This window comes from Streptomyces griseus (assembly GCF_900460065.1).
In the GTDB taxonomy this organism is placed as follows: domain Bacteria; phylum Actinomycetota; class Actinomycetes; order Streptomycetales; family Streptomycetaceae; genus Streptomyces; species Streptomyces griseus.
In genome coordinates this window covers 368,329-393,653 of sequence record NZ_UAVD01000024.1, presented here as the reverse complement: position 1 = coordinate 393,653, position 25,325 = coordinate 368,329, and the positions used below count along the sequence as shown (strand labels likewise).

21 protein-coding genes are annotated in these 25,325 nt (G+C 73.4%); 7 read left to right on the top strand and 14 right to left on the bottom strand.

The window, feature by feature from the left end:
• Position 1 precedes the first annotated feature (1 nt).
• The 6 genes from DTB53_RS12225 to DTB53_RS12200 all read right to left on the bottom strand — a co-directional run bounded on the left by DTB53_RS12225 (position 2) and on the right by DTB53_RS12200 (position 9,338).
• Positions 2 to 1,987, bottom strand: a complete 1,986-nt coding sequence (locus tag DTB53_RS12225) for an ABC transporter permease (protein WP_003964973.1) — start codon at positions 1,985 to 1,987, stop codon at positions 2 to 4.
• Positions 1,987 to 3,147, bottom strand: a complete 1,161-nt coding sequence (locus DTB53_RS12220) for a quaternary amine ABC transporter ATP-binding protein (protein ID WP_012378287.1) — start codon at positions 3,145 to 3,147, stop codon at positions 1,987 to 1,989. Before DTB53_RS12220 ends, DTB53_RS12225 begins: the two co-directional genes overlap by 1 nt.
• Positions 3,144 to 4,757: a GMC family oxidoreductase gene (locus tag DTB53_RS12215; protein WP_012378288.1), complete on the bottom strand. Its 1,614-nt coding sequence runs from the start codon at positions 4,755 to 4,757 to the stop codon at positions 3,144 to 3,146. The genes DTB53_RS12220 and DTB53_RS12215 overlap by 4 nt, the downstream gene beginning before the upstream one ends.
• Positions 4,758 to 4,857: 100 nt before the next feature.
• A complete protein-coding gene (locus DTB53_RS12210) occupies positions 4,858 to 6,360 on the bottom strand; it encodes an aldehyde dehydrogenase family protein (RefSeq protein WP_012378289.1) in 1,503 nt (500 codons plus the stop codon).
• A gap of 426 nt (positions 6,361 to 6,786) precedes the next feature.
• Positions 6,787 to 8,040, bottom strand: coding sequence for a cytochrome P450 family protein (locus tag DTB53_RS12205; protein WP_012378290.1), 1,254 nt, complete (start codon positions 8,038 to 8,040; stop codon positions 6,787 to 6,789).
• Positions 8,037 to 9,338: a cytochrome P450 gene (locus DTB53_RS12200; RefSeq protein WP_012378291.1), complete on the bottom strand. Its 1,302-nt coding sequence runs from the start codon at positions 9,336 to 9,338 to the stop codon at positions 8,037 to 8,039. The genes DTB53_RS12205 and DTB53_RS12200 overlap by 4 nt, the downstream gene beginning before the upstream one ends.
• A gap of 325 nt (positions 9,339 to 9,663) precedes the next feature.
• Here DTB53_RS12200 and DTB53_RS12195 point away from each other — a divergent pair, with 325 nt between their 5' ends.
• The 6 genes from DTB53_RS12195 (at position 9,664) to DTB53_RS12170 (ending at position 15,912) form a co-directional block, all read left to right on the top strand.
• Positions 9,664 to 10,371: a response regulator transcription factor gene (locus tag DTB53_RS12195; protein WP_042498192.1), complete on the top strand. Its 708-nt coding sequence runs from the start codon at positions 9,664 to 9,666 to the stop codon at positions 10,369 to 10,371.
• A complete protein-coding gene (locus tag DTB53_RS12190) occupies positions 10,361 to 12,409 on the top strand; it encodes a sensor histidine kinase (RefSeq protein ID WP_012378293.1) in 2,049 nt (682 codons plus the stop codon). Before DTB53_RS12195 ends, DTB53_RS12190 begins: the two co-directional genes overlap by 11 nt.
• A gap of 127 nt (positions 12,410 to 12,536) precedes the next feature.
• Complete coding sequence (locus DTB53_RS12185) at positions 12,537 to 13,001, top strand: hypothetical protein (RefSeq protein ID WP_012378294.1); 465 nt, start codon at positions 12,537 to 12,539, stop codon at positions 12,999 to 13,001.
• A gap of 103 nt (positions 13,002 to 13,104) precedes the next feature.
• A complete protein-coding gene (locus DTB53_RS12180; protein WP_030700525.1) occupies positions 13,105 to 13,767 on the top strand; it encodes a class F sortase in 663 nt (220 codons plus the stop codon).
• Between the two features lie 142 nt (positions 13,768 to 13,909).
• Positions 13,910 to 14,890 carry a sphingomyelin phosphodiesterase gene (sph, locus tag DTB53_RS12175; RefSeq protein WP_012378295.1) on the top strand — a complete coding sequence of 327 codons (981 nt, stop codon included), beginning with the start codon at positions 13,910 to 13,912 and terminating at the stop codon, positions 14,888 to 14,890.
• 215 nt (positions 14,891 to 15,105) lie between these two features.
• Positions 15,106 to 15,912: an N-formylglutamate amidohydrolase gene (locus DTB53_RS12170; protein ID WP_012378296.1), complete on the top strand. Its 807-nt coding sequence runs from the start codon at positions 15,106 to 15,108 to the stop codon at positions 15,910 to 15,912.
• A gap of 151 nt (positions 15,913 to 16,063) precedes the next feature.
• Here the strand turns inward: DTB53_RS12170 and rbsD are convergent, their stop codons facing one another.
• The 6 genes from rbsD to DTB53_RS12140 form a co-directional block, all read right to left on the bottom strand.
• Positions 16,064 to 16,453, bottom strand: coding sequence for a D-ribose pyranase (rbsD, locus tag DTB53_RS12165; RefSeq protein ID WP_003964984.1), 390 nt, complete (start codon positions 16,451 to 16,453; stop codon positions 16,064 to 16,066).
• Complete coding sequence (locus DTB53_RS12160; protein WP_012378297.1) at positions 16,450 to 17,373, bottom strand: ribokinase; 924 nt, start codon at positions 17,371 to 17,373, stop codon at positions 16,450 to 16,452. Before DTB53_RS12160 ends, rbsD begins: the two co-directional genes overlap by 4 nt.
• Positions 17,374 to 17,435: 62 nt before the next feature.
• Positions 17,436 to 19,394, bottom strand: a complete 1,959-nt coding sequence (locus DTB53_RS12155; protein WP_003964986.1) for an ABC transporter permease/substrate-binding protein — start codon at positions 19,392 to 19,394, stop codon at positions 17,436 to 17,438.
• Positions 19,384 to 20,970 (bottom strand): sugar ABC transporter ATP-binding protein, encoded by a 1,587-nt coding sequence (locus tag DTB53_RS12150; protein WP_003964987.1) that lies wholly within the window; start codon positions 20,968 to 20,970, stop codon positions 19,384 to 19,386. Before DTB53_RS12150 ends, DTB53_RS12155 begins: the two co-directional genes overlap by 11 nt.
• Positions 20,967 to 21,983, bottom strand: coding sequence for a LacI family DNA-binding transcriptional regulator (locus DTB53_RS12145; RefSeq protein ID WP_012378298.1), 1,017 nt, complete (start codon positions 21,981 to 21,983; stop codon positions 20,967 to 20,969). Before DTB53_RS12145 ends, DTB53_RS12150 begins: the two co-directional genes overlap by 4 nt.
• 337 nt (positions 21,984 to 22,320) lie before the next feature.
• On the bottom strand, positions 22,321 to 22,902 hold the full coding sequence (locus tag DTB53_RS12140) for a TetR/AcrR family transcriptional regulator (RefSeq protein ID WP_003964989.1): 582 nt from the start codon (positions 22,900 to 22,902) through the stop codon (positions 22,321 to 22,323).
• A 303-nt stretch (positions 22,903 to 23,205) separates the two neighbouring features.
• Between DTB53_RS12140 and DTB53_RS12135 the strand changes: the two genes are divergently transcribed.
• Entirely contained in the window at positions 23,206 to 24,360 is a 1,155-nt protein-coding gene (locus tag DTB53_RS12135; protein ID WP_012378299.1) for an agmatine deiminase family protein, read from the top strand.
• Between the two features lie 34 nt (positions 24,361 to 24,394).
• Here DTB53_RS12135 and DTB53_RS12130 read toward each other — a convergent pair whose 3' ends face one another.
• Both DTB53_RS12130 and DTB53_RS12125 read right to left on the bottom strand, forming a co-directional pair.
• A complete protein-coding gene (locus DTB53_RS12130; RefSeq protein WP_012378300.1) occupies positions 24,395 to 25,102 on the bottom strand; it encodes an NUDIX domain-containing protein in 708 nt (235 codons plus the stop codon).
• A complete protein-coding gene (locus DTB53_RS12125) occupies positions 25,099 to 25,317 on the bottom strand; it encodes a hypothetical protein (protein ID WP_012378301.1) in 219 nt (72 codons plus the stop codon). Before DTB53_RS12125 ends, DTB53_RS12130 begins: the two co-directional genes overlap by 4 nt.
• Between the last annotated feature and the right edge of the window lie 8 nt (positions 25,318 to 25,325).

Below are 25,325 nucleotides of genomic sequence, written 5' to 3'. Positions count from 1 at the left end.
CTCAGCTCTCCTGTCGCTGGCGGCGGGTGGTGGGCTGGGTGACCCGGTCGAGCATCAGACCGAGGCAGACGATCGCCGCTCCCGCGACGAGGCCGGTGGCCAGATCGCCCTGCGCGAGGCCGAGGACGACCTCGTAACCGAGGGCGCCGGAGCCGACGAGTCCGCCGATGATGACGACGGCGAGGACCAGGACGACCGCCTGGTTGACGGCGAGCAGCAGGGAGGGCCTGGCCAGCGGGATCTGCACCTGGCGCAGTTGCTGGCCGGGGGTCGCGCCGAGGGAGCGGGCTCCTTCCATCGCCGCCGGGTCGACGCTCCGCAGCCCCTGGGTGGTGATGCGGATGACGGCGGGCAGCGCGTAGATCACCGCGGCAGCGGCGGCGGGGGCGCGGCCGACGCCGAAGAGGGCGACGACGGGGATCAGGTAGACGAACTGCGGCATGGTCTGGAAGACGTCGAGGACCGGGCGCAGCAGCCTTTCCAGGCGTGCGCTGCGGGCCGCGCCGACAGCGACGCCGAATCCGATGACCAGGGTGACGGCGACGGCGGCGAGCACCTGGCTGAGGGTGTCCATCGAGGGCTCCCAGACGCCGAGTACGCCGATCGCGGCCATGGCGAGGACGGCGGTGGCGGCGGTGCGCCAGGTGCCGATGGTCCAGGCGAGGGCGGCGACGATCAGCAGCACCGACCACCAGGGCAGACCGGTGAGGCCGCTGCGCAGGGGGTTGAGGACGCCGCTGGTGAAGTGCGCGGCGAGGTCGGCGGTGCCGCCGACGACGGGGACCCCGGTGTAGAGGTGGTCGACCATCCAGTCCTTGGCGGTGTTGACCGGTCCGGCGATGGCGACGGTCAGGTCGTCGGGCCACACCTGGCCGTCGGCCGCCCGTCCGACGGCGGTGACGGCCGCGGTGACCAGGGCGGCCAGCGACCAGCCGCGCCAACCGCGCAGCAGGGCCGGGCCGGTGGGCTCCGCGCCGATACGGCGTCCCGCCGCCTCCGTCGTACGGTCGAGCACGACGGCCAGGAGCACGATCGGGATGCCCGCGGCGAGGGCGGCGCCGACGTCCACGGAGGACAGCGCCTGGTAGACGCGGTCGCCGAGGCCGCCCGCGCCGATCACGGAGGCGATGACGGCCATGGAGAGCGCCATCATGATGGTCTGGTTGAGGCCGAGGAGGAGCTCCTTGCGGGCCAGCGGGAGCCGGGCGCTCAGGAGCCGCTGCCGCCCGGTCGCGCCGAGCGAGGTGACGGCCTCCATGACGCCGCCGTCCGCGCCGCGCAGGCCGAGTGCGGTGAGCCGGGCCATCGGCGGAGCCGCGTAGACGACGGTGGCGAGGACGGCACCGGGCACGCCGATGCCGAACACCAGCACCACCGGCAGCAGATAGGCGAAGGCGGGCAGCACCTGCATGGTGTCCAGCACCGGGCGCAGGACGCGGAACACCCGGTCAAAGAGGCCGGCGGCGAGGCCGAGGAGCAGCCCCAGTACGACGGAGGCGAGGACGGCGACGACCATCAGCGCGAGCGTCTGCATGGTCGGCACCCACATGCCGAGCAGCCCGCAGAGCAGGAACGACACGCCCGCGGTGAGGGCGAGCCGGATCCCCGCGGCGCGCCAGGCGACGGCGGCGGCGAACACGGTGACTCCGGCCCAGCCGAGGGCCAGGAGGAGCAGGTAGACGCCGCGTACGGAGAGCACGACGGCGTTGCTGATGTGGCCGAAGAAGTAGAGGAACAGCGGGTGGCTGTCGCGGTTGGAGACGATCCAGTCCGTGACCTCGCCGAGCGGCGCGGAGAGGTCGGCCGTCAGTGCGTCGGGCCAGACTCCGCCTCCCCAGCGGCCGTGCACGAGAGGGACGACGACGGCGGCGACGAGTGCGAGCAGCAGCAGCTTGGCCGCTGCCGGGCGGTCGCGGAGAGCGGCAAGCGGTCCCCGGCGCGCGCCCGCCCGCGCGGGGCGGGCCGGGGTGGCCTGGGCGGTGGCCATCAGAAGGTCACCTCGCGGGCGCCGTCCGGCGCGTCGGGTCCGGTGTGAGTGCCCGGCGCGCCGGACGCGGATGCGGTCGCGTGGCCGGGTCCGGTCGTTCCCGCGACGACGTCGAGGAGGCACGCGTGGTCGACGACGCCGACGAGCCGCCCGCCGTCCATCACCCGGGCGGCGGGGTCGCCGGAACGGGAGACCGCCTCGATGGCCTCCGCGACGGTGGCCTCCGGGCGCACGGCCGGGCCGCGCTCGCTCTCCCCGGCGAGCGCGGGCCGCATGGCGGTGGCGACGGTGAGGACCTGCTCGCGCGGCACGTCGCGGACGAACTCGCGGACGTAGTCGTCGGCGGGTGAGCCCACGATCTCCTCGGGGGTGCCGAGCTGGACGATGCCGCCGTCGCGCATCAGCGCGATCCGGGTGCCGAGGCGCAGCGCCTCGCTCAGGTCGTGGGTGATGAAGACCATGGTGCGGCCCTCCTCGCGGTGCAGCCGGACCACCTCGTCCTGCATCTCGCGGCGGATCAGGGGGTCGAGCGCGCTGAACGGCTCGTCGAAGAGGAGGACGGACGGGTCGACGGCGAGCGCGCGGGCGAGCCCGACGCGCTGCTGCTGGCCGCCGGAGAGCTGCGACGGGCGGCGGTCCTCCAGACCGTCGAGCCCCACTTTGGCGACCAACTCGGCTGCCTTGGAGCGGCGTTCGGACTTGCTCAGGCCCTGGATCTCCAGGCCGTAGGCGACGTTGTCCAACACCGTTCGGTGCGGGAGCAGTCCGAAGTGCTGGAATACCATCGCGGCCCGGTGGCGGCGGAGTTCACGCAGCCGGGAGCGGTCCATCGCGAGGACGTCCTCGCCGTCGATGGCGATGGTGCCGCTGGTGGGCTCGATCAGCCGGGTCAGACAGCGCACGAGGGTCGACTTGCCGGAGCCCGACAGGCCCATGACGACGAAGACCTCGCCCTTGCGGACGTCGAAGGAGACATCGCGCACGGCGGCGGTGCAGCCGGTGGCGGCTCGGAGTTCGGCGGGCGGCAGTGCGGCGTGCTCGCCGCCGGGGATCCGGTCGGCCCTGGGGCCGAAGACCTTCCAGAGATCGCGTACGGAGAACACGGGGTTCTCGGCGGGCCCGGGGTTCCCCGTGGCCTTGAGGGTCTCGGTTCCGGTCATCGGGCATCGCCTCCGGTGCTGGGGCCAGTGACCGGCGCGGTGTCACGCGTCCGGTCCGCGAGGAGTTCGGCGCACTTCTCGCCGACCATCAGGACGCCGATCATCGGGTTGACGGCGGGCATGGTCGGGAAGACGGAGGCGTCGGCGATCCGGATGCCCTCAAGGCCGCGGATGCGCAACTGCGGGTCCACGACGGCCTCTTGGTCGTCGGCTGCGCCTATCTTGCAGGTGCCGGCCGGGTGGTAGACGGTATGGGCGACCTTGCGGGCGTAGGCGCTGATGTCCTCGTCCGAGGTGACCTCGGGGCCGGGGCAGACCTCGCGCTTGAGCCAGTGGGCCAGCGGTTCGGTGGCGGCGATCCGCCGGGCGAGCTTGATGCCGTCGACGAGGGTGCGGCCGTCGTGGTCGTCCTCGTCGGTGAAGTACCGGAAGTCCAGGGCCGGCTTGACCTCGGGGTCGGCACTCGTGAGGTAGAGGCGGCCCCGGCTGCGCGGCTTGGGGATGTTCGGGGTCATCGACACGCCGTGCTCGGGCTTCTGGTAGCCGAGCCGCTCCGGGTTGTCGGTGAACGGGATCTGGTAGAAGTGGAACATCAGGTCCGGGCCCCGGGATCCGGGGTCGCGGCGGACGAAGAGTCCCGCGTCGGAGTCCATCGCGGAGTTCTCCGGGATGGGCCCGTCGGTCTCCCAGACGATGACGGACTCGGGGTGGTCGAGCAGGTTCTCGCCGACGCCCGGGAGGTCGTGGCGCACGTCGATGCCGAGGGCGGCCAGGTCCTCGCGCGGACCGATCCCGGAGTGCAGCAGCAGCCTGGGCGTGTCCACGGCGCCCGCGCAGACGACGACCTCGCGGGCGGCGCGCAGCAGGATCTCCTCGCCGTCCTTCGTGCGGACGTGTACGCCGGTGGCGCGGGCGCCCTCGAACTCCAGGCGGTACGCCCAGGTCTCCAGCATGATCCGCAGGTTGGGCCGGTCGCCTGCCTCGATGTGCGGGTGGAGGTAGGCCACCGACGCGGAGGAGCGCTTGTTGTTCTCCGGGTGGTAGGCGAGGTCGAAGAAGCCGACGCCCTCGTGGAACGGCTTGCTGTTGAAGCTGTCCACGCGCGGGACCCCGGCAGCGGCCCGGGCGGCGTCCACGAAGTCGCGGGCGATGGCGTTGCGGTCCTTCTCGTCCACGGGCACGATGTTGTTGCGCAGCTTGGCGAAGTACGGGTCCATGGCTGCCGCGTCCCAGCCCTCGGCGCCCGCCTCGGCCCACTCGTCCCAGTCGCCGGGCAGCGGCTTGAAGCTGATCAGCGTGTTGTGCGAGGAGCAGCCGCCCAGCACCCGGGCCCGGCTGTGCCGGATGTGGCTGTTGCCGCGCGGCTGCTCGGTGGTGGGGTAGTCGTAGTCGAGGTCGCCGCCGAGCAGGCCGAGCCAGCGGCGCAGGGTCAGCACGTCGTCGCGGTCGATGTCGGTGGGGCCGCCCTCGATGACCGTGACGGTCACGTCCGGGTCCTCGGTGAGCCGGGAGGCGATGACCGATCCGGCGGTGCCGCCGCCGACGATCACGTAGTCGGCCACGGGGCCTTCGGGGTCGGGGACTGCGGTGCTGCGAGGGGTGGAAGGCATCGGTCACTGCTCCTTCTGCAAGGTTCGTGCGTGAGCGTGGTGCTGCGAACAGCCGGGCGGGGCCCCGGGGTTCATTCGTCTCGGGGCCCCAGCAGGTGTGTCAGCCGGCGAACCAGCGCTGGGGGCGCGGGTTCAGGTTCTGGTAGATGTGCTTGGACTCGCGGTACTCGGCGAGCCCGGTCGGGCCGAGCTCGCGCCCCGTGCCGGACTTTCCGAAGCCGCCCCACTCGGCCTGCGGGAGGTAGGGGTGGTAGTCGTTGATCCAGACGGTGCCGTGGCGCAGCCGTCCGGCGACCCGGCGGGCCCGGCCGGCGTCGCTCGTCCAGACGGCGCCCGCGAGCCCGTAGTCGGTGTCGTTGGCCAGCGTGATGGCCTCTTCCTCGGTGCGGAAGGTCTCGACGGTGAGAATCGGGCCGAAGGTCTCCTCGCGGACCACCTTCATCTCGCGGTGGCAGCCGTCGAGGACGGTCGGCCGGTAGAAGTAGCCGCCCTCGGGCCGTACGTCGCTGGGAGCCGGCCGTTCGCCGCCGGCCCGGACGACGGCGCCCTCCTCGCGGGCGGAGGCGACGTACGCCTCGACCTTGGCGAGCTGCTGGGCGGAGACGAGCGGGCCGCACTCGACGCCGTCGAGCGTGCCCCGGCCGAGGCGGATGGCGTCGGCGCGGCGGGCCAGCTCGGTGACGAAGCGCTCGCTGACCGAGTCCTGGACGATCAGGCGGGCCCCGGCGGAGCAGACCTGGCCGCTGTGGAAGAACGCGGCGTTCAGCGCCTGGTCGACGGCGGTGTCGAAGCCCTCGTCGGTGGCGCAGGCGTCGGCGAAGACCACGTTGGGGTTCTTGCCGCCGAGCTCCAGGGCCACCTTCTTCACGGTCGGCGCGGCGGCCCGGGCCACCTTCGTACCGCTGGCGAGGCCGCCGGTGAAGGAGACCAGGTCGACGTCCGGGTGCTCGGAGAGCCGGGCGCCCACCGGGTCGCCCGCGCCGGTGACGAGGTTGGCGGCCCCGTCGGGGAGCCCTGCCTCGGCGAGCAGCTTGATCAGGTGGACGGTGGAGAGCGGGGTGACCTCGCTGGGCTTGAGCACGAAGGTGTTGCCGGCGGCGAGGGCCGGGGCGATCTTCCAGCTGGCCTGGAGGAGGGGGTAGTTCCAGGGCGCGATGAGGGCGCAGACGCCGACGGGCTCGTGGACGACGATGCTGTGGACGTCGGGGTCGCCCGCGTCGACGACCCGGCCGCCGCTCTCGTTCATCACGAGGTCGGCGAAGTAGCGGAAGGCACGGGTGACGTCGTCGACGTCGACCCGGCCCTCCTCGAGGGTCTTGCCGGTGTCGCGGCTCTCGGTGATCGCGATCTCCTCGCGGTCCCGCTGGAGCAGCTCGGCGACCCGGCGCAGCAGCGCTGCCCGCTCGGCGACGGGCCGGTGCGGCCAGGGGCCGTCGTCGAAGGCGCGTCGCGCCGCGGCGATCGCCGCGTCGGCGTCCTCGGCCCCGCCCTCCGCGACGACGGCCAGGACCGTGGCGTCGGCGGGGTCGATGACCTCGCGCGTCGCACCTGATCCGGCGGCCCGCCAGGTGCCGTCGATGTGGATGGTCTGGAGCGCCGACATGTCGTTTTTCGCCTTCCGTGCAGGAAATGCCCCCGCCGGTTCGGCCGGGGCGTGCTGCGCGGTGAACCGGGGTGGGGCCGCACCAGCGGCCTGGACCCCTCCCCGGTCCGGCGGAATGTATGCCGAGAATTTCACGCAGAGTGATGCGCCTCACGCGTGCAAGCCTCCGCGCGCGGGGCTCCCGGGCGCTCCCCCCGGGCTCCCCGGTGCCGGTCGGAGACGGGTGGCCGTCGCCGCGGTCGGCCGGCGGGCGACGCGGCGGCGGCCGGCGGGGCGCTGACTTCCCCACCCGCGGCCTCTCTCCCCTCACGGCGGCGGCGCCCCGCTCCGGGCCGGTGAGGGGCTGGCGGCGGCCTCTCCCCCGCGGCAGCGGCGGCCGGGGGGGGAGAGCCGTGTACGCCGGCCGCCGGCCCGCCGGTCCCGCCGTCAGCCCAGGAGGACCGGGAAGGCCGTCATGTCGTTCTGCGTCATCACCGGAAGCTTGGTGATCTCCTCGTCCGGGACCGCGAGGCGCAGTCCGGGGAAGCGCGTGAACAGAGCGGGCAGCGCGATGCCCGCCTCGACGCGCGAGAGGGCCGCCCCGGGGCAGATGTGCGGGCCGTGGCCGAAGGTCATGTGGCGGTTGCGCGTGGGGCGGGTGATGTCGAAGGCGTCGGCGTCCGGGCCGTGGTGCCCGACGTCGCGTCCGATGGCCCGGTAGGAGACGACGACTCCCTCACCCTTGCGGATCACGTCGTCGCCGACGGTGATGTCCTCGGTGGCGAACCGCATCAGCAGGTGGGTGGTGGGGGTGTCCCAGCGCAGCGTCTCCTCGATCACCGCGTCCCAGCCGGCCTCCCCGGCGAGCACCATGCGCAGTTGGTCGGGGTGGGAGAGAAGGGCGCGTACGGCGTTGAGGACGAGGCCGATGGTGGTCTCGTGCCCGGCGGCGACCATGGCCTTGAGGTTGCCGACCACCTCCTCCTCGGTGAGCGGCTCGCCGCCCTCCTCGGCCAGGATCAGCGCACTGGTGAGGTCGTCCGTGGGCCGGGCGGTCTTCTCCCGTACGAGGTCGGTGTAGAAGACGTCCAGTTCGGCCAGGAGCGCGAGGCGTTCCTCCTGCGGGGTGAGCATGGAGAAGAACGCCTTGTACTGCCGGGTGAGCATGGCGTGCTGGGACTCGTCGACGCCCATCAGCATGCCGACGACCTTCATCGGCAGCGGCTGGGCGAAGACCGACTTCAGGTCGACGACGCCGTCCTCGCCGCGTGCGGCGTCGAGGGCGTCCAGCAGTTCGTCGGTGAACTTCTCGATCTCCGGGCGGATCGCCTCCAGACGGCGGGGGGTGAGTGCCTGGGAGGTCTTGGTGCGCAGCCGGCGGTGCTCGGCTCCGTCGACGGTGAACATGGAGCGCCCCGCGTCGATCATGCCGATCAGCGGCCATGCACGTGTCACCACTCCGCTCTGCCACAGCCCCCAGGCGTCGATGTCCTTCACCAACCGCTGGTCGAGGAGGAGTTGGCGCGCCTCGGCGTGTCGGGTGACCGTCCAGGCCGGGACGCCGAGCAGGTCGATCCGGGCGAGGACCCCGGCGTCGCGCAGCCGTGCGGTCTCCCCGTCCAGGTCCTGCACCATGGGGTCGATGACGACGGTCCCGGCGCCCGGGTCGGTCTGCGCGGCGGCAGTGTGCGGGCAGTTCACAACGCGTCTCCTGTCGTGCGTACGGGAGTGAAGCGGACGGGCAGGGCCGTCGTCCCGCGCAGGAACGCGGACGGCCGGCGGACCAGTTCGGTGGCGGGGACGGCCAGTTCGAGGTCGGGCAGCCGGTCCAGCAGCACCTCGATGCCGGTGCGGGCGATGATCTCGGCGATCTCCTGGGCGGGGAAGGGGCAGCGGTACTCGCCGTGGCTGAAGGCCAGGTGGGCGCTGTTGCCGCCCTGTCCGGAGCGGACGGCGGAGGCGGTGACCTGCTGCCGGATGTGCGGGTCGGCGTTGGCCGCGCCGAGGCCGAGGAGCAGCATGTCGCCGCGGGCGATGTCCCGTCCGCCGAGCCGGGCGTCGCGCGCGGCCCAGCGGCCGGCCAGGATCTGGGTGGGGCCGTCCTCCCAGAGCACCTCGTTCATGGCCTCGGCGACACTGTGCCGACCGCCGGACAGGGCGTCGGCGAACTGGTCCTCGGTGAGCATCAGCCGGGTGGAGTTGCTGATCCAGTCGGCGGTGGTCAGGTGGCCGGCGGCCGTGATGGCCATCAGGTCGAGCGCGTACTCCTGGTCCGTGAACGGTTCGGGATGGGCGAGCATCCGGGAGGTCACGTCGTCGCCGGGCCGCGCCCGCTTCGCCGCCACGAGGCGCTGCATGTGCTCACCGAAGCTCAGGTGCGCCTTCTGCGCGCCGGGGCCGCCGTCGGCCAGGTCCTTGAGCACCCGTGCGATGTCGGCGCCCTCGTCGTCGGGGAAGCCGACGAGCCGGGCGAGCACGAGGACGGGCAGCGGCTCGGCGTACTCGGCGACCAGGTCTGCGGTGCCCCGGGTGCAGACGGCGTCGATGAGCCGGTCGGCCAACTGCTCGCAGTGCCGGCGGATTTCGAAGGGGTCCGCCTCTTCGAGAGCCGGTACGACCATGTCGACGTGCCGGCGGTGCTCGGCTCCGGCGGTGAAGTAGATGGACGGCATGGGGGTGCCCACCATGGGCAGCAGCGGCCAGTCGGCGGGGACGTTCTCCCACTGGTTCCACAGGGAGACGTCCCGGGGGAACATCTCCCCGTCGCTGGTGACCTGGTGGAGTTCCCGGTAGCCGATCACCAGCCAGGCGGGAAGGCCGCCGGGCAGTTCGACGGGGACGACGGGCCCGTGGTCGCGCCGCAGGGAACGGTAGAACTCCCGCGGCTCTGCGAGGAAGCCGGGACCGCCGAGCGGGACGGCGCCCGTACCGGCGCCCACCGGGCAGCCTCCGCCGGTGCCGGCCGTGGACGCGGGCGTGGCGGACGAGGGGTTCGTCATCGTACGGACTCCAGGGGCGGCGGCTTCGCGCGTTGCGACCATACGATCAACGCGCCACCACTATAAGGAGGTTGCGTGAACCACCGGGGCGGTTCCCGCTCATTTCCGTCCGGACTCCCGACGATTCGACCGCACGTTCCGCCCGTTCTCCCATGACAACTGCACACCTTTGATCACAAGGTCGGCACCGTGGCGGCGCTCGGCCGGGCGGCCCGCGGGCGTCGGCCCGGGCCGGGGCGCGTGCGGGACGTGAACGACGCGGGGGCCGCCCGGGGCCCGCGCCGTGATCCGGCCGCTCTACGATCGGGGCGTGTGCGCTGACGTCATGGTTGCCGAGGACGACGAGAAACAGGCCGAGCTCGTACGCCGCTATCTGGAACGGGAAGGACACGCCGTACGGGTCGTGGGCGACGGCCTCGCCGCGCTCGACGCCGTCCGGCACCGGGAACCCGACCTGCTCGTTCTCGATGTGATGATGCCCCGGGCGGACGGCCTGGACGTGGTGCGGGTGCTGCGGTCCGAGCACCGCGAGCTGCCGGTGCTGATGCTGACCGCCCGCTCGACCGAGGACGATCTCCTGCTCGGTCTGGACCTCGGTGCCGACGACTACATGACCAAGCCCTACAGCCCGCGCGAGCTGATGGCCCGCGTCCGTACCCTGCTGCGGCGTACCCGGCGCGCCGCCACCGAGCCGGCGGCGGCGGACCCGGTCCTGCGGGTCGGCGCCCTCGTGGTCGACCCGGCGCGGCACGAGGTGTCCGTGGACGGCGCGACCGTGGAGTGCACCCCGGGCGAGTTCCGGATCCTGGCGGCCCTGGCGGCGGGGCCGGACCGGGTGTTCAGCCGTCAGCGGCTGCTGGAGGAGCTCCACGGGTTCGACCGCTACATCAGCGCGCGGACCGTCGACGTGCACGTCATGAACCTGCGGAAGAAGATCGAGCGGGCCCCGCGGCGGCCGGAGCGCCTGCTCACCGTGTTCGGCGTCGGCTACAAGCTCACCGACCCGGCGAAGGCGGCCCGGCGTGCGCGGTGAGAACGACGGGGCGGGCGCCCCCGGCCCGGACGGGGCGGCCCGTCCCGCAGGCCGACGCGGGCGTCGGGACGGGCGGCGGGAGACGGCCGGACGGGCGCGGGTGCCGCTGCGGCGGAGCCTGCTGGGGCGGCTGCTCGCCGTCTCGGCGCTGGTGGCCGCCTGTTCGGTGGCGGCCACCGCCTGGATCGCCGTGCAGACCACCTCGGGTGCGATCAAGCAGGAGCAGGGACAGAACCTCACCGCGGACGCCCGGATCTACGACACCCTGCTCGCCTACGCCGCCCGCAACCCGACCTGGGACGGGGTCGGTGCGACGGTGCGCGAGCTGGCCCGGGAGTCGGGCCGCCGGGTCGCCCTGACCACGCAGAGCAGGCAGCCGCTCGCCGACTCGGCCACCTCGGCCACTGCCCCCGCGCTCGGGCCGCAGGCGTCCGCGGTGGTCGACCCGTTGTCCGTGGACACCGTTCTGGCCGCGCGCGGGACCGACGGGCGGAGCACGGCGGCCGACCGCATCGACCCCCGCGCGGTGGGGCCGTTCCGGCTGTCGACGGCCGACAGCAAGGCGTTGCGGCGGACCGCCGACAGCAAGGTGGAGTGCCTGAACCGGGCGGGCATCGCCTCGGACGTGGTGGTCGGCCCGAGCGGTCGCCCCCGGGTGCAGATCGTGGGCAACGACCCCGAACGCGCCCTGGGCACCCGGTGCGATCTCGCGGCGCTGGACGCGCCGACCCGCTCGGAGCGCAAGGCGCTCGACGCGCTCACCGGGCTGGCCGACGCCTGTCTGAAGCGCCAGGGCCGCGAGGGCGTCCAGCTCGACAGCGACCTGTCCTGGGGCGATCCGTCCGCCTCGTCCGCGCCGGGCGAGGACGGAACGCTGGTGCCCCGGGTGCCGGTCCCGGTGCCCGTCCCCGCGCCGGCGCCGGGCGACGCCCCCGCCGAGGCCACCGAGCCGTCCGTGACGCCGGAGCGCACCGGGGAGAACGACCGGGCCATCGCGTCCTGCGTGAGCGCGGCCCGCGGCGAACAGCTCAGCTCCTACGTGTCCTCCCCCGCGCTCCTCTTCATCGGCGACGAGGGCGGCGCGACGCTGCCCGGCTTCGATCTGTCTCCCGCCAACACGGCGCGGATCGCCGGGGCCGCCGCGCTCGTGCTGGCCCTCACCGTGGGCGCGTCGGTGTTCGCGGGGACCCGGCTGGTGCGCCCGCTGCACGCCCTGACCGGCGCCGCGCAGCGCATGCGCGACGGGGAGCGGCCGGAGTCCGTGCCCGTCTCGGGGGACGACGAGGTCGGGCGGCTCGCCGCGGCGTTCAACGACATGTCCGCGCACCGGGCACGCCTGGAGGAGCAGCGCAAGGCCATGGTGAGCGATGTCGCCCATGAGCTGCGCACCCCGCTGAGCAACATCCGGGGCTGGCTGGAGGCGGCCCAGGACGGACTCGCCGACCCCGACCCGGCGTTCGTCTCCTCGCTGCTGGAGGAGGCCGTGCTGCTCCAGCACATCATCGACGACCTCCAGGACCTGGCCGCCGCCGACGCCGGAGTGCTGCGGCTGCATCCCGAACCCGTCGAGGCCCGGGAGCTGCTGGGCCAGGTCGCCGCCGCGCACCAGGCGCGGGCGGAGAACGCGGGCGTCACGCTCACCGTGGCGGGCGCCGCCCCGGGGCCGGCCCTGCGCGCCGACCCGGTCCGGCTCCGGCAGGCGGTGGGCAACCTGGTGTCCAACGCCGTACGGCACACGCCGGAGGGCGGGCGGGTGACGTTGCGCGCGTACGCCTGCGAGGAGGAGGCCGGGACGGTGCTGGTCGAGGTGGCGGACACCGGTTCCGGCATCCCGGCCGAGGATCTCCCCCATGTCTTCGACCGGTTCTGGCGGGCGGAGAAGTCCCGCAGCCGCCGTACGGGCGGCAGCGGCCTGGGCCTCGCGATCGTCCGCAAGCTGGTCGAGGCCCATGGCGGCACGGTGGACGCGGCGAGCGTGGCGGGAGAAGGGTCGACGTTCGTCCTCCGGCTGCCCGGAACCGGGCCGTCCGGCCCCTGATGGGATGACCACAGCGCTCTGACAGCTTCTTCATATCTCCACGCCAGCCTGGCGGCATGCCCCGTCCCCCGGTGCGAACCGGCATCCGGGAAGGTCACGGGGCCGAGTATGGAATGGAGCCATCCGTATGACCGCTTTCCCCTCGCGCCGCACCCTGCGTGCCGCCGTCCTGGCCGCCGTCGCGGCCGGCGCGGTGCTGGTCCCGTCCGCCGCCGCCTTCGCCGACGCCACCCCGAAGCCGTCGGAGCCCGCCGCGGTCGACCTGTCCGCGAAGCCCGTCGAAGCCCCCTCCGAGGCCCCGAAGGACGCGGGCCCGGCACCCGCGCCGGAGAGGGCCGCACCCGCGGTGACCCCGCGTGGCGGTGTGGCGGCGGGCGAGGGCCGCTCGTCCACGCCCGCGCCCGCGCCCGCGCCGAAGGAGGCCGCCCCGGCGGTGACCCCGCGCGGCGGTGTCGCCGCGGGTGAGCGCCCCGCCGGCGGAAGCGACAACGGCACCGCGGTGCTGGCCGGTTCGGTGGCCGGGACCGCGCTGCTCGCCGGCGTGGGCACGATCGTGCTGCGCCGCCGCGCGTCGGCCGGCCTCGACGGCTGACCCGCACCGCCCACCACCGCTGACCGTGGCGCCGTCCCGCACCGGGGCGGCGCCACGCCCGCGCGCCGGCCCGCGCCGCCCCGTCCCGACATCGGAGTCCTCTGTGCCGTCCCGTACACCCCACCGCTTCCGGCGGACCGCCGCCCTGTTGACCGCCGCCGCGGCCTGCCTCGCCCTGGCGGGATGCTCGTCGAGCGAGTCCTCCTCCGCCACGCCGGCCACGCCCTCCGCCTCGTCCGGACGGGGCGGGGCGGCATCCGGACCGGGCGGGACGGCCGGGTCGGCCGGATCGGCCCGGCCGTCCCGCACCGGCGAAGCGGATCGGCCCGGCCCCGTTCACGTCTCCATCCCCTCGATCGGCGTACGGAGCACGCTCATGGAGCTGGGGCTCAACGCGGACGGAACGGTCGAGGTCCCGCCCGCGGAGAAGGGCATGACCGCCGGCTGGTACACCGGCGGGTCCCTGCCCGGGACACCGGGGCCCGCCGTCCTGATCGGCCACAACGACACCCGCTTCGGCCGGGCCGTCTTCCACGACCTCAAGGACATCCGCGAGGGCGCCGAGGTACTGGTCCGCGACGGAGCGGGCACGACCCTGCGGTTCACGGTCACGGGCAAGGAGACGGTCAGCAAGAAGGCGTTCCCCACCCGGAGGGTCTACGGCCCGACGAAGGGCAGCACGCTGCGGCTCATCACCTGCGACGGGGAGTTCGACGCGGAGGGCCATCCCGTCGACAACCTCATCGTGTACGGCGCCCTCGCCTGAGCACCGGCCGACACGCCCGCCCGGCAGCCGGATGGCAGCCGACCGGACAGACTCGTGCCACCCGATGTCTACCCGTGGGTAACTCCCGCTGCTTGGATAAGGGTCGACCGGTACGCCCCCCCACTCGACCCCAGGAGACCCCGTGCCGAACACCGCGTTCCGCCGCCTGACCGGCGTGGCCCTGTCCGCCGCCCTCGCCACCGCCACGCTCGCCGTGAGCGCGCCTCCGGCGGCGGCGGCCGAGACCCCGTCGCTGCGGGTGCTCTCGTACAACGCGTTCATCTTCAGCAAGACGCTGTACCCCAACTGGGGCCAGGACCACCGGGCGGCCGAGATCCCGAAGACGTCGTTCTTCCGGGGGAATGACGTCGTGGTGATCCAGGAGGCCTTCGACAACGGGGCCTCCGACGCGCTGCTGCGGAACTCCGCGTCCCCGTACCCGTACCAGACCCCGGTGGTCGGCCGGAGCAAGAGCGGCTGGGACGCCACGGGCGGCTCCTACGCGGCGGCGACGCCGGAGGACGGCGGCGTCACGATCCTGAGCAAGTGGCCGATCGTGCGCAAGGAGCAGTTCGTCTTCAAGGACGCCTGCGGCGGCGACTGGTTCTCGAACAAGGGCTTCGCCTACACGGTGCTGAACGTCAACGGCGCCCGGGTCCACGTCGTCGGCACCCACGCCCAGTCGACCGACCCCGGCTGCTCGGCGGGCCAGGCGGCGCAGGTGCGCAGCCGGCAGTTCAAGCAGCTGGACGCGTTCCTCGACGCGAAGAACATCCCGGCTTCGGAACAGGTCGTCGTGGCGGGCGACTTCAACGTCGACGGGCACGCGGCCGAGTACGCCTCGTTCCTCGCGGACGCGGGCCTCAGCGCACCGGAGACCCGGACGGGCCACCCGTACTCCTTCGACACCCGCGACAACTCCATAGCCGCCGAGCGCTACCCGGACGACCCGCGCGAGGACCTGGACCACGTCCTGCACCGCACGGGTCACGCCAGGCCGGCCGGCTGGAAGAACGAGGTGATCAAGGAGGAGAGCGCCCCCTGGACCGTGTCCAGCTGGGGCAAGGACTACACCTACACGAACCTCTCCGACCACTACCCGGTGATCGGTTCCGGCCGCTAGGTCCTGTCGTCGAACTGCCGCCTGACCCCGCAGGGCCGCCCTTCGGGCGACGGCGGCAGTTCGACGACAGTGCCCGGCCGCACCCCGACACCGTCGTCCCCCACCGCCCGTCGCCGGCGGGGGACGACGACGTCCCCGGGCTCCCGCCGATGTGCTCCGGGGGCGGTCCGGGATGCTGGTGCGGAAACGAACCGGGCACACCGAAGGAGTCACGCGTGAGTGATCAGCGGCCGTTCACGATCGTCCCGGGAGCCGCCGGCTCACCGGTCCTCCTGCACGTCCCGCACGGTTCCCGCGCGATCCCGCGCCAGGTGCGCGAAGGGATCACGCTGGACGACGCCGCGCTGGAGCGCGAGCTCGACCACATCACCGACTCCCACACCGCGGAACTGGCCGCCGCGGCGACGGCGCTCGCTCCGAGCGCCCCGTGGCGCTTCGTCAACAACCTCTCGCGGCTGGTCGTCGACCCGGAACGCTTCCCGGACGAGCGGGAGGAGATGCTCGCCGTCGGCATGGGCGCCGTCTACACCCGCACCACCCACCGCGCACCGCTCCGGTCCCAGGAGACGGCCCGAGCCGCCCTGCTGGAGGCGTACTTCCACCCGTACGCCGCCGCGATGACGGCGGCGGTCGAGTCGCGCCTCGCCGCCGCGGGCCGTGCGGTGATCATCGACGTCCACTCGTACCCGACCCTGCCCCTCCCCTACGAACTCCACGGCGCCGGCCCCCGCCCGCCCGTCTGTCTGGGCACCGACCCGTTCCACACCCCGCCGGAGCTTGTCGCGGCGGCGGAGGCGGCGTTCGGGAGCCGGGTCGGCCACGACGGCCTCGGACACGACACCCCGTTCGCGGGTACGTACGTCCCCCTCCGGCACTACGGAACGGACCGCCGGGTCACCGCGCTGATGATCGAGATCCGCCGCGACACCTACATGAGCGAGCCGGGCGGCCCGGCGGGACCGGGGCTCACCGCGCTGGCCGGGGCGCTGGCGGAGCTGGTGGCGGCGGTGGACGCCGGGTGACCCGCGGCCCGGACCGCAGCTGCCCCCGGCACGGGGCCGCCGCCCGGCTGCCCGGTCTCCGCCACCCGCGCCCACGCCGGGGGCCGGCGGGGGACGTGATCGGTGCCGTCCTCGCACCGGCGTCGGACCGGGCCGGGCGGCGGGTCATCGCTCAGAAGAACACCCCGCACCGCAGCAGTACGTTCGCGTACGGCCGTGCCTCCCCCGTCCGGACGACCAGGCGGGCCGCCGCCGTGCGCGCCTTGAGTTCGTCGTGCGGGACCGCCTCCAGCCAGGGGAAGTGAACGTCCAGGAGCGCCGCGGCATCCGGGTTGGCGTCGCGGATCTCCTCGGCGGCCGTCGCGCCCTCCACGACCAGTTCGTCGAGGAGGCCGTCCAGGACCTCGGCGAACGAGGGGGTCCCGGCGCGGAAGGCCAGGTCGATCACGCGGGGGCCGGGTGGGATCGGCATGCCGGCGTCGCAGACCAGAACGGTGTCGCCGTGGCCGAGTTCGGCTATCGCGCCGGCCAGGTGGCGGTTGAGGATGCCCGACTTCTTCACAGCGCGTCGACCTCCTCCAGCGTCGGGAACGACTCCTGCGCCCCGCGTGCCGTGACCGCCGCAGCGCCCACCCGCACGGCGAAGGCCGCCGCCTCCCGCAGGTCGTCGCCGCGGCCCAGGCGCCAGGCCAGGGCCGCCGTGAACGCGTCCCCGGCACCGGTCGTGTCGAGGGCCTCGACCTTCGGGCTGACCAGGTGGTCCAGGGATCCCGTACGGCTGTCGGCCACCAGGGCCCCGGCCGCTCCCAGGGTGATGACGACCGAGCGCGGGCCGAGCGCGAGCAGCGCGGGCGCCCACGCGTGCGGCCCCTCCCCCGCGTCCTCGCCCAGGATGTACCGCGCCTCGTGCTCGTTGACCACCAGCGGATCGCAGGCGGCGAGCACCTCGTCGGGGAGCGGGGCGGGCGGCGACGGGTTGAGGACGAGCCGGGTGTCCGGCCCCCGGCCGCGTACCGTCTCGGCCACCGTGTCGAGCGGGATCTCCAGCTGTACGGAGATGACCCGGGCAGCCGCCAGCAGCGGGGCCGCCACCCGGACGTCCTCGGGGGTGAGGCGGCCGTTGGCGCCCGGGGAGACCACGATGCTGTTGTCGCCCGAGGGGTCGACGGTGATCAGCGCGACACCGGTGGGGGCCCCGCCGACCAGGACGCCGTCCGTGTCCACGCCCGCCGCGCGCTGGGTCTCCAGCAGGAGGCGTCCGTGGTCGTCGTCGCCGACCCGGGCGAGCAGGGCCGTCCTGGCGCCGAGCCGGGCGGCGGCCAGCGACTGGTTGGCTCCCTTGCCGCCCGGGTGGACGGCGAGGTCGGAGCCGAGGACCGTCTCGCCGGGGGCGGGGCGGCGCTCGACGCCGATGACCAGGTCGGCGTTGGCGGACCCGACGACCAGCAGGTCGAACCGGTCGTCGGGGGCGTTGTCGTGCATGGGCGTGCTTCCTGCTTTCGTCGGTCCGGGGTCGGCGGGCCGGTTCACGAGCCGGGTGGTGGTCAGGAGAAGTCGGCGACGTTCTCCCGGGTGACCACCTTGACCGGCACCTTCACCGTGCTCTCGACCTTCTCGTCCTTCGCGGCCTTCACCGCGTTCTGCACCGCGATCTTCCCCAGTTCGGCGGGCTGTTGGGCCACCGACGCGTAGAGCGTGCCCGCCTCGACGGCCTTCAGGCCGTCCGGGGTCCCGTCGAAGCCGACGACCGAGACGGACTTTCCGGCCTTGGCGCCGAGGGCCTTGGCCGCGCCGAGGGCCATCTCGTCGTTCTCGGCGAAGACACCGGTGACGCCGGGGTGCGACTGGATCAGGTTGGTCATGACGTCGAGGCCCTTGGTGCGGTCGAAGTCCGCGGGCTGCTTGGCGACCACCTTGATGTCCGGGTACGCCTTCAGCCCCTCGGCGAAACCGGCCCCGCGCTCCCGGCTGGCGGAGGTGCCCGCCGTGCCCTGGAGGATGACGATGCTGCCCTTGCCGCCGAGCTTGTCGGCGAGCGCGTCGGCGGCGAGCTTGCCGCCCGCCACGTTGTCCGAGGCGACGAGGGTGGCGGTGTCGGCCTTGTTGACGCCGCGGTCGGCGGCGATCACGGGGATGTCCGCCTTGTTGGCGCTGCGGACGCCCGGTCCGACGGCGTCCGAGTCCACCGGGTTGACGATGATCGAGGAGACGCCGGAACTGGTGAAGTTCTGGAGCTGGTTGGCCTGCTGGGAGGCGTCGTTCTGGGCGTCGGTCACGGTGAGGTCGACGCCCGCCTTCTCCGCCTCCGCCTGCGCGCCCTCCTTCATCTGCACGAAGAAGGGGTTGTTGAGCGTGGAGAGCGACATGCCGACCTTCTTCGTGCCCCCGGAGGAACCGGAGTTGACGTAGGAGACCGCGCCGACGACGAGGGCGACGGCGAGCGCCGCCCCGGCGAACTTCAGCGCTCCCCTGCGCCCCGAGCCCGGTGCGCCGGGTGCCGTTCCGGCCGACGAGGCCGCCCCCGAACCGGCCTTGCGGCGCAGCGTGTCGAGCAGGACGGCCAGCGCGATGACGACGCCGATGACGACCTGCTGCCAGAACGCCGAGACGGAGAGGAGGTTGAGGCCGTTGCGGAGGACGGCGAGGATCAGCGCGCCGATCAGGGTGCCGGACGCCTTGCCGACACCGCCGGCCAGGCTCGCCCCGCCGATGACGACGGCGGCGATGGCGTCGAGTTCGTACCCCTGGGCGGCCTGCGGCTGGGCGGAGACGAGGCGCGAGGCCAGGACGATGCCCGCGACGGCGGCGAAGAGGCCGGACAGCGCGTAGATGACGATCTTCTGGCGCTTGACGCGGAGCCCGGAGAGCCGGGCCGCCTCCTCGTTGCCGCCGATCGCGTACATCGAGCGGCCGATGAAGGTGCGGCCGAGGATCAGTGCCGTGACCAGACCCATCGCGATCATCACGAGGACCGGTACGGGGAGCCATCCGCCGAGGGTGTCGCCGAGCACCGAGACCGAGTCGGGGAAGGCGATCGGGCTGCCCTGAGAGATGACCAGGGAGAGACCGCGGGCGATCGAGAGCATCGCCAACGTCGCGATGAACGGCGGGAGTTTCCCGTACGAGACGAGGGCGCCGTTCACGAAGCCGCAGGCGATGCCCGTGACGATCGCGAGCACGACGGCCAGCACGACCGGCACGCCGGCCGAGGTCGCCGACCAGGCGAGGACCGTCGCGGACAGGGCCGCCACCGAGCCGACGGACAGGTCGATGCCCGCCGAGACGATGACGAAGGTGACGCCGAAGGCGAGGATGGCGGTGACGGCCGCCTGGACGCCGACGTTCAGCAGGTTCTGGGTGGTCAGGAAGTCGCCGGAGAGCAGCGACATCGCCACCACCAGGACGACCAGGGCGCTGAGCGCGCCGTTGTCGAGCAGGACGCGGCGTATCACGGAGACTCCGCCGCCCGTTCCCGCGTCACTCTTGGCTGTCTCAGTGGCCACGGGGGCCCTCCTCGTCCTTCTTCGGTGCGGGGTGTTCGGTGGGGGTGTGGCCCCGGGGCTCGGCCGGGGTGCCGACGGCGAGGGCCATGACGGCGTCCTGGGTGGCTTCGGCCGCGGGGAGTTCACCGGCGATCCGGCCCTGGGCCATGACGAGCACCCGGTCGCTCATGCCGAGGACCTCCGGCAGATCGCTGGAGATCATCAGGACGGCGTGCCCGGAGGCGGTCAGTTCGTTGATGAGCTGGTAGATCTCGACCTTGGCGCCGACGTCGATGCCCCGGGTGGGTTCGTCCAGGATGAGGACCCGGGTGTCGGCCAGCAGCCACTTGCCGATGACGACCTTCTGCTGGTTGCCGCCGGAGAGGGTGCGCACATGCTGGCCGAGGCCGGACATGCGGACGCCGAGCTGCTCCGCGATGCGGGCGGCGGCGGTGCGCTGCCCCTTGAGGTCCACGAGCCCGGAGCGGGTCGCGGACCGCAGGGTGACCAGGCCGAGGTTCTCCTGCACGGAGGCGTCGAGGACCAGGCCCTGGCCCTTGCGGTCCTCCGGTACGAGCCCGATGCCGGCGCCCATCGCGGCGGGCACGTCGTGCCGGACCAGGCGTTCGCCCCGTACGTCGACGGTGCCCGCGTCGTACGGGTCGGCCCCGAAGACGGCGCGCGCCACCTCCGTCCGCCCGGCGCCGACGAGTCCGGCGAGGCCGACGACCTCGCCGGCGTGCACGTCGAAGCTGATGTCGTGGAAGACGCCGTCGCGGGTGAGTCCGCGCACCGACAGCAACGCGTCGCCGGTGTCGGGGCGTTCACGCGGGTACTGCTGCTCGATGCTGCGGCCGACCATGAGCTGGACGAGCTCGTCCTCGGGGGTCGACGCCGGGACCTGGTCGATGCTGCGCCCGTCACGGAGGACGGTCACCCGGTCGCCCAGTGCGGCGATCTCCTCCAGATGGTGGGTGATGAAGACGATGCCGACGCCGTCCGCGCGCAGTTGGCGGACGATCGCGAACAGCTTGTCGACCTCCTCGGAGGTGAGCACGGCGGTCGGCTCGTCCATGATCAGGACGCGCGCCTCCAGGCTCAGCGCCTTGGCGATCTCCACCATCTGGAGGCGGGCGATGCCGAGTTCACGGACCTTGGCGTCGGGTCGCACGTCGACACCGACGCGGCGCAGCAGCTCTGCCGCGTCCTCGCGCATCCGGCGGTGGTCGACGAGCCCGTAGCGGCGGGGCTGTCGGCCCAGGAAGATGTTCTCGGCGACGGTGAGGTCGGGTACGAGGTTGAACTCCTGGTAGATGGTGGCGATCCCGAGCCGTTCGGCGTCCTGCGCGCCCTCGATGCGGACCTCACGCCCCTCGGCAAGGATGCGGCCGTGGTCGGGGCGGTAGGCGCCGGAGAGCATCTTGATGAGGGTGCTCTTTCCCGCGCCGTTCTCGCCGAGCAGGACGTGCACTTCGCCCCGGCGGAGGTCGAAGTCGACGTTGTCGAGCGCCACCACGCCGGGGAAGGTCTTGCGCAGACCCTCGATGCGCAGCAACTCGTCTGGTGCGGCCACCAGTTGCCTTTCCGGTGGGGTCACCGGTCGCTCCTCTGGTTCGATGCGGCCCCGCCGCACGAGCGGCGTACGACGAGGCGGGCGGGCAGGGTGACGGACTGCGGGGTCCGTCCTTCGATCCGGTCGGCGAGGGCCCGCACTGCGGCCCGCGCCAGGTCGGCGGTCGGCTGGGCGATGGCGGTGATCGGCGGATCCGTGTGGACGAACCACGGGATGTCGTCGAAGGCGGCGAGCGCGATGTCGTCGGGGACCCGCAGGCCCCGGGCCCGGATCGCGTCGAGCGCGCCGAGCGCCATCAGGTTGTCGGCGGCGAACACGACCTCGGGCGGCTCGGCCAGGGCCAGGAAGCGTTGGGTGGCCAGGCGGCCACTGGCCGCCTGGAAGTCGCCCTGGCCGATGTAGGCGTCGGGCAGGGCGAGCCCGAGCTCGCGCATCGCGTCCCGGAAGGCCTCGACGCGCTCGTTGCCGGTGGTGGTGGCGGCGGGCCCGGCGATGATGGCGAGCCGGCGGTGGCCGAGGCCGTGCAGATGCGCGACGAGATCCTTGACCGCGCCCGTGCCGTCGGCCCGGACGACGGGGACGTCGATGCCGGGGATCCAGCGGTCGACGAAGACCATCGGGGTGCCGCCCAGGGCGACCTCGCGCATCAGCGGGGAGCCGCCGTCGGCGGGCGAGACAAGGAGCCCGTCGATCCTGCGGTCGATGAGCGTGCGGATGTGGTGGTCCTGGAGCTCGGGCCGCTCGTCGGCGTTGCCGATGATGACGCTGTAGCCGAGCGCGCGGGCCTCCTCCTCGACGAAGCGGGCCAGCTCGGTGAAGTACGGGTTGAGCACATCGCTGATGACCAGGCCGAGCGTGCGGGTCTGCGCGGTGCGCAGCGAGCGGGCGACCGCGTTGGGCCGGTAGCCGAGCGTCTCGACGGCGGCGAGGACGCGGACGCGCGCCTCTTCGCTGACGGACGGATGGCTGTTGAGCACGCGCGACACCGTGGCGACGGACACGCCCGCCTCGGCCGCGACATCTTTGATGCCCGCCATGTCCGGACCACCTCCTTGTGGTTTCCGTACACCTCGAAACCGTGGCGAGGGCCGGCGGTGGACCAGCGGCTCAGAGCCATGGAATCGATTACACGGATGATTGGAATCGATTACATGGCCAAAAACAAGCCCTCCGCTCGTGTCCGAGACCGGATCGTGACGGGACAAGGGGCCGCGCGCCCTCCGGCTCCCAGCGCACGTCGACGGACAGCAGCGAGTGGCTGTCGTGACCAACAGCCGACGGGAGGCGGCGCCCGCAAGAACCGCCGGGGTGCGGCGGGGAGCGGCGGGGACCGCCGGGGTGCGGCGGGGAGCGGCGGGGAGCGGCGGGGAGCGGCTACCGCGGCTCCAGGCCGGACAGCTCCGCCTCGATGCCGTCCTCCATCAGGGTCCTGGCGCGGTCGATCGCGAGCCCGCCACTGAGCCAGCGCATGCTCAGCCCCTCCAGCAGCGCCGTGAGCCTCTCGGCCGCCGCCGCGAGCTTCGCGGCCGGAGCCGTCGGGCTCACCTCGCCCAGCAGGGCGGTCACCTCCCGCACCCATACCAGCGTCGCCCGGGCGAGATCCTCGCGCAGGGCCGGATCGAAGACGGCGCTCGCCCGCAACTCCCCCCACGCCGCGCTGTTCTCCCGGACCTCGGCGGTGTCCTGCAGCTCCAGCAGCAGAATCCGGCCGAGTTCCTCGCGCGGCGCCGGCGGCGGTTCGTCCGGGGCCCGGAGCGTGGTGTAGCGCTCGGCGCGGTCGTTGATGAACTCCAGGGTGTGGCGGAGGATCCCGGTCCGGTCCTTGAAGTGGTAGTAGATCAACCCGGTGGACACGCCCGCCTCGGCGGCGAGTTCCTCCACGCGCAGGCCGCGGACGCCGCGCCGGGCGATCAGCCGTGCGGCCGCTTCGAGAATCCGGGTGTTACGGGACGCCATGACGACCAACCTACCGGTCCGGCCCGGGCCGCCCGCACCCGGTGGCTCAGCGGCATCCGGCCCGGTCGGACCCCGTGCCGGGACGCGAGGCGACCGGGGCCGGGGCGGTCCGTCCCGCCCGGAGCGCCGCCCCACCGGCACACGACCCGCGACAGGCCGGTGGACCCGAGCAGCTTGACTGAAATTTCAGTCAGTGCGACAGTGCGGTCAGTACCGAGCCGGCGCTCACACCCCGGGCCCGGACCGCCGCGCCGCCTCCCGCGCACCCGGACGGCCCGCGAAAGACCACGATCGGAGCCCACCGTGCCCCACCGTCGCCCCACTCGCCGTACGGCCCTTCACACCCTCGCCGGACTCGGCGCACTCGCTTTCGGGGCCACGGCCTGCGGCCCGGACGATGCCGCATCCGGGACCGTCGGCACGGGCTCCGACCGCGCGTCCGAAGGCGACCGCCGCCTCGGCGCGGAGTGGGACAGCCACGCGCGGACGTTCATGTCGTGGCCCGCCCTGGAATCGGTGTGGGAGGAGGACCTCCCGTACGTCCGCGAGGACATCGCCCGGATCGCCCGCGCCGTCGCGGAGTACGAGTACGTCGTCATGATGGCCAGGCCCGACCAGCGGAAGGCGGCCCAGCGGGCCTGCGGCTCGCAGGTCGAGGTCATCCCGCTCGCGGTCGACGACATGTGGGCCCGCGACACCGTCCCGGTGTTCGTCGAGGAGGGGGGCGAGGTCATCGGGGTCGACCTCAACTTCAACGGCTGGGGCGACAAGCAGGAGCACACGAACGACGCCCGGGTCGGCCGCACGCTCCTGTCGAAGTACGGGATCGAGCGGGTCGAGGCCCCCCTCGTCGCCGAGGGCGGATCCTTCGAGACCGACGGCGAGGGCACCCTGCTGATCACCGAGAGCTCGATCGTCAACGAGAACCGCAACCCGGGTCTGAGCCGGGACGCCGTCGAGGCCGACCTCGTCGAGACGCTGGGCGTCGAAAAGGTGGTGTGGCTGAAGGGGGTGCGCGGCGAGGACATCACCGACGCCCACGTGGACAGCCTCGTCCGCTTCACCGCACCGGGTGTGGTGCTCCTGGACCAGGCCTTCCCCGGCACTCCCCCGGACTCCTGGTCACGCGCGGCCGACCAGGCCAGGGCGGTGCTGAGCAGGGCGACCGACGCCCGCGGCCGGCGCTTCGAGGTGATCGACCTGCCCCAGCCCGACCTGGACAGGATCACCGGCGAGGGCGACGACTTCGTGTCGACGTACGCCAACTTCTACGTGGCCAACGATGCGGTCTTCATGCCCCGCTTCGGCGACCGCAAGGCCGACGACCGGGCCCGGGGAATCCTCCGGGAGCAGTTCCCCGACCGCGACGTCGTACCGGTCGTGATCGACACCGTGGCCTCCGGGGGCGGCGGCATCCACTGCGCCACGCACGACCAGCCCGGTGCGCCGGTCGACTGACCCGCGAGCGACGCGACGGCCCGCGCCACCGCCATCAGGAGGCGTCCGGGCCCCGGGAGACATCCCGCACGGGCCCTTCCGCCGGGGCGAAGGGCCCGTGCAGCGCTGCCCATTGCAGAAGCAGAAGGGTCTTGCCGTCGGTGATGCGTCCGTCGCGGGCCATGGCGAGAGCGTCGGCGAAGGGAAGTTCGAGGACTTCGATGTCCTCGCCCTCCTCCTCCAGCCCGCCGCCCGCGCCGACCCGGTCGGCCGGGGTGTACGGGGCGGCGAAGAAGTGGAGGCACTCGGTGACGGAGCCCGGACTCATGTACACGTCGAAGACAGGGGTGAGCGGGCCGAGCCTGATGCCGAGTTCCTCGGCGCTCTCGCGCCGGATCGCGGTGTGCGGGTCCTGTGCGTCGAGGAGCCCGGCGGCAGCCTCGACAAGCATGCCGTCGGGGTGGCCGTTCACGTAGGCCGGGTAGCGGAACTGCCGGGTGAGCAGCACGCAGCCGCGGTCGGTGTCGTAGGGCAGGACGACGGCGCCGTCGCCGCGGTCGTAGGTCTCGCGCTGCTGGGTCTCCCACCGTCCGTCGCGGCGACGGTAGTCGAAGGTGGTGCGGCGCAGGACGTGCCACCCCTGGGAGGTGAGCTCGACGTCGCGTACCCGGACACCGGGGTTGCGGTCGAGGTCGCGTCCGGCGAGGTGGAGGCCGGTGCGTCCGCGGTGGTCCGGGGTGTCGACGCCCGGGCTGTTCGTCACCTGGCCTCCTGCGGGGTGCGACGCGGGATCTCGGCTACGTCGCGGCGGACGGGCAGGGCGGGCCGTGCGCCGGTCACGGGGAGGTGGCCGGCGGCGAGGACGGGCCGGGCCGCGGTTTCCCGGCGGGCGAGGTCGGCGGCCATGGGCCGCGGGTCGCCGTCGGCGCCGGAACGGTGGGGGCCCGCGATGAGGACGGGCCGGGGCTTGTCGGTCATGGCGGCTA

Coding starts and splice junctions, on each gene's coding strand:
- DTB53_RS12215 (WP_012378288.1), bottom strand. CDS start 4,757: ATGCCTTCCACCCCTCGCAGCACCGCAGTCCCCGACCCCGAAGGCCCC.
- DTB53_RS12220 (WP_012378287.1), bottom strand. CDS start 3,147: ATGACCGGAACCGAGACCCTCAAGGCCACGGGGAACCCCGGGCCCGCC.
- DTB53_RS12125 (WP_012378301.1), bottom strand. CDS start 25,317: ATGACCGACAAGCCCCGGCCCGTCCTCATCGCGGGCCCCCACCGTTCC.
- DTB53_RS12185 (WP_012378294.1), top strand. CDS start 12,537: ATGACCGCTTTCCCCTCGCGCCGCACCCTGCGTGCCGCCGTCCTGGCC.
- DTB53_RS12140 (WP_003964989.1), bottom strand. CDS start 22,902: ATGGCGTCCCGTAACACCCGGATTCTCGAAGCGGCCGCACGGCTGATC.
- DTB53_RS12225 (WP_003964973.1), bottom strand. CDS start 1,987: ATGGCCACCGCCCAGGCCACCCCGGCCCGCCCCGCGCGGGCGGGCGCG.
- DTB53_RS12200 (WP_012378291.1), bottom strand. CDS start 9,338: ATGACGAACCCCTCGTCCGCCACGCCCGCGTCCACGGCCGGCACCGGC.
- DTB53_RS12195 (WP_042498192.1), top strand. CDS start 9,664: ATGGTTGCCGAGGACGACGAGAAACAGGCCGAGCTCGTACGCCGCTAT.
- DTB53_RS12160 (WP_012378297.1), bottom strand. CDS start 17,373: ATGCACGACAACGCCCCCGACGACCGGTTCGACCTGCTGGTCGTCGGG.
- DTB53_RS12210 (WP_012378289.1), bottom strand. CDS start 6,360: ATGTCGGCGCTCCAGACCATCCACATCGACGGCACCTGGCGGGCCGCC.
- DTB53_RS12145 (WP_012378298.1), bottom strand. CDS start 21,983: ATGGCGGGCATCAAAGATGTCGCGGCCGAGGCGGGCGTGTCCGTCGCC.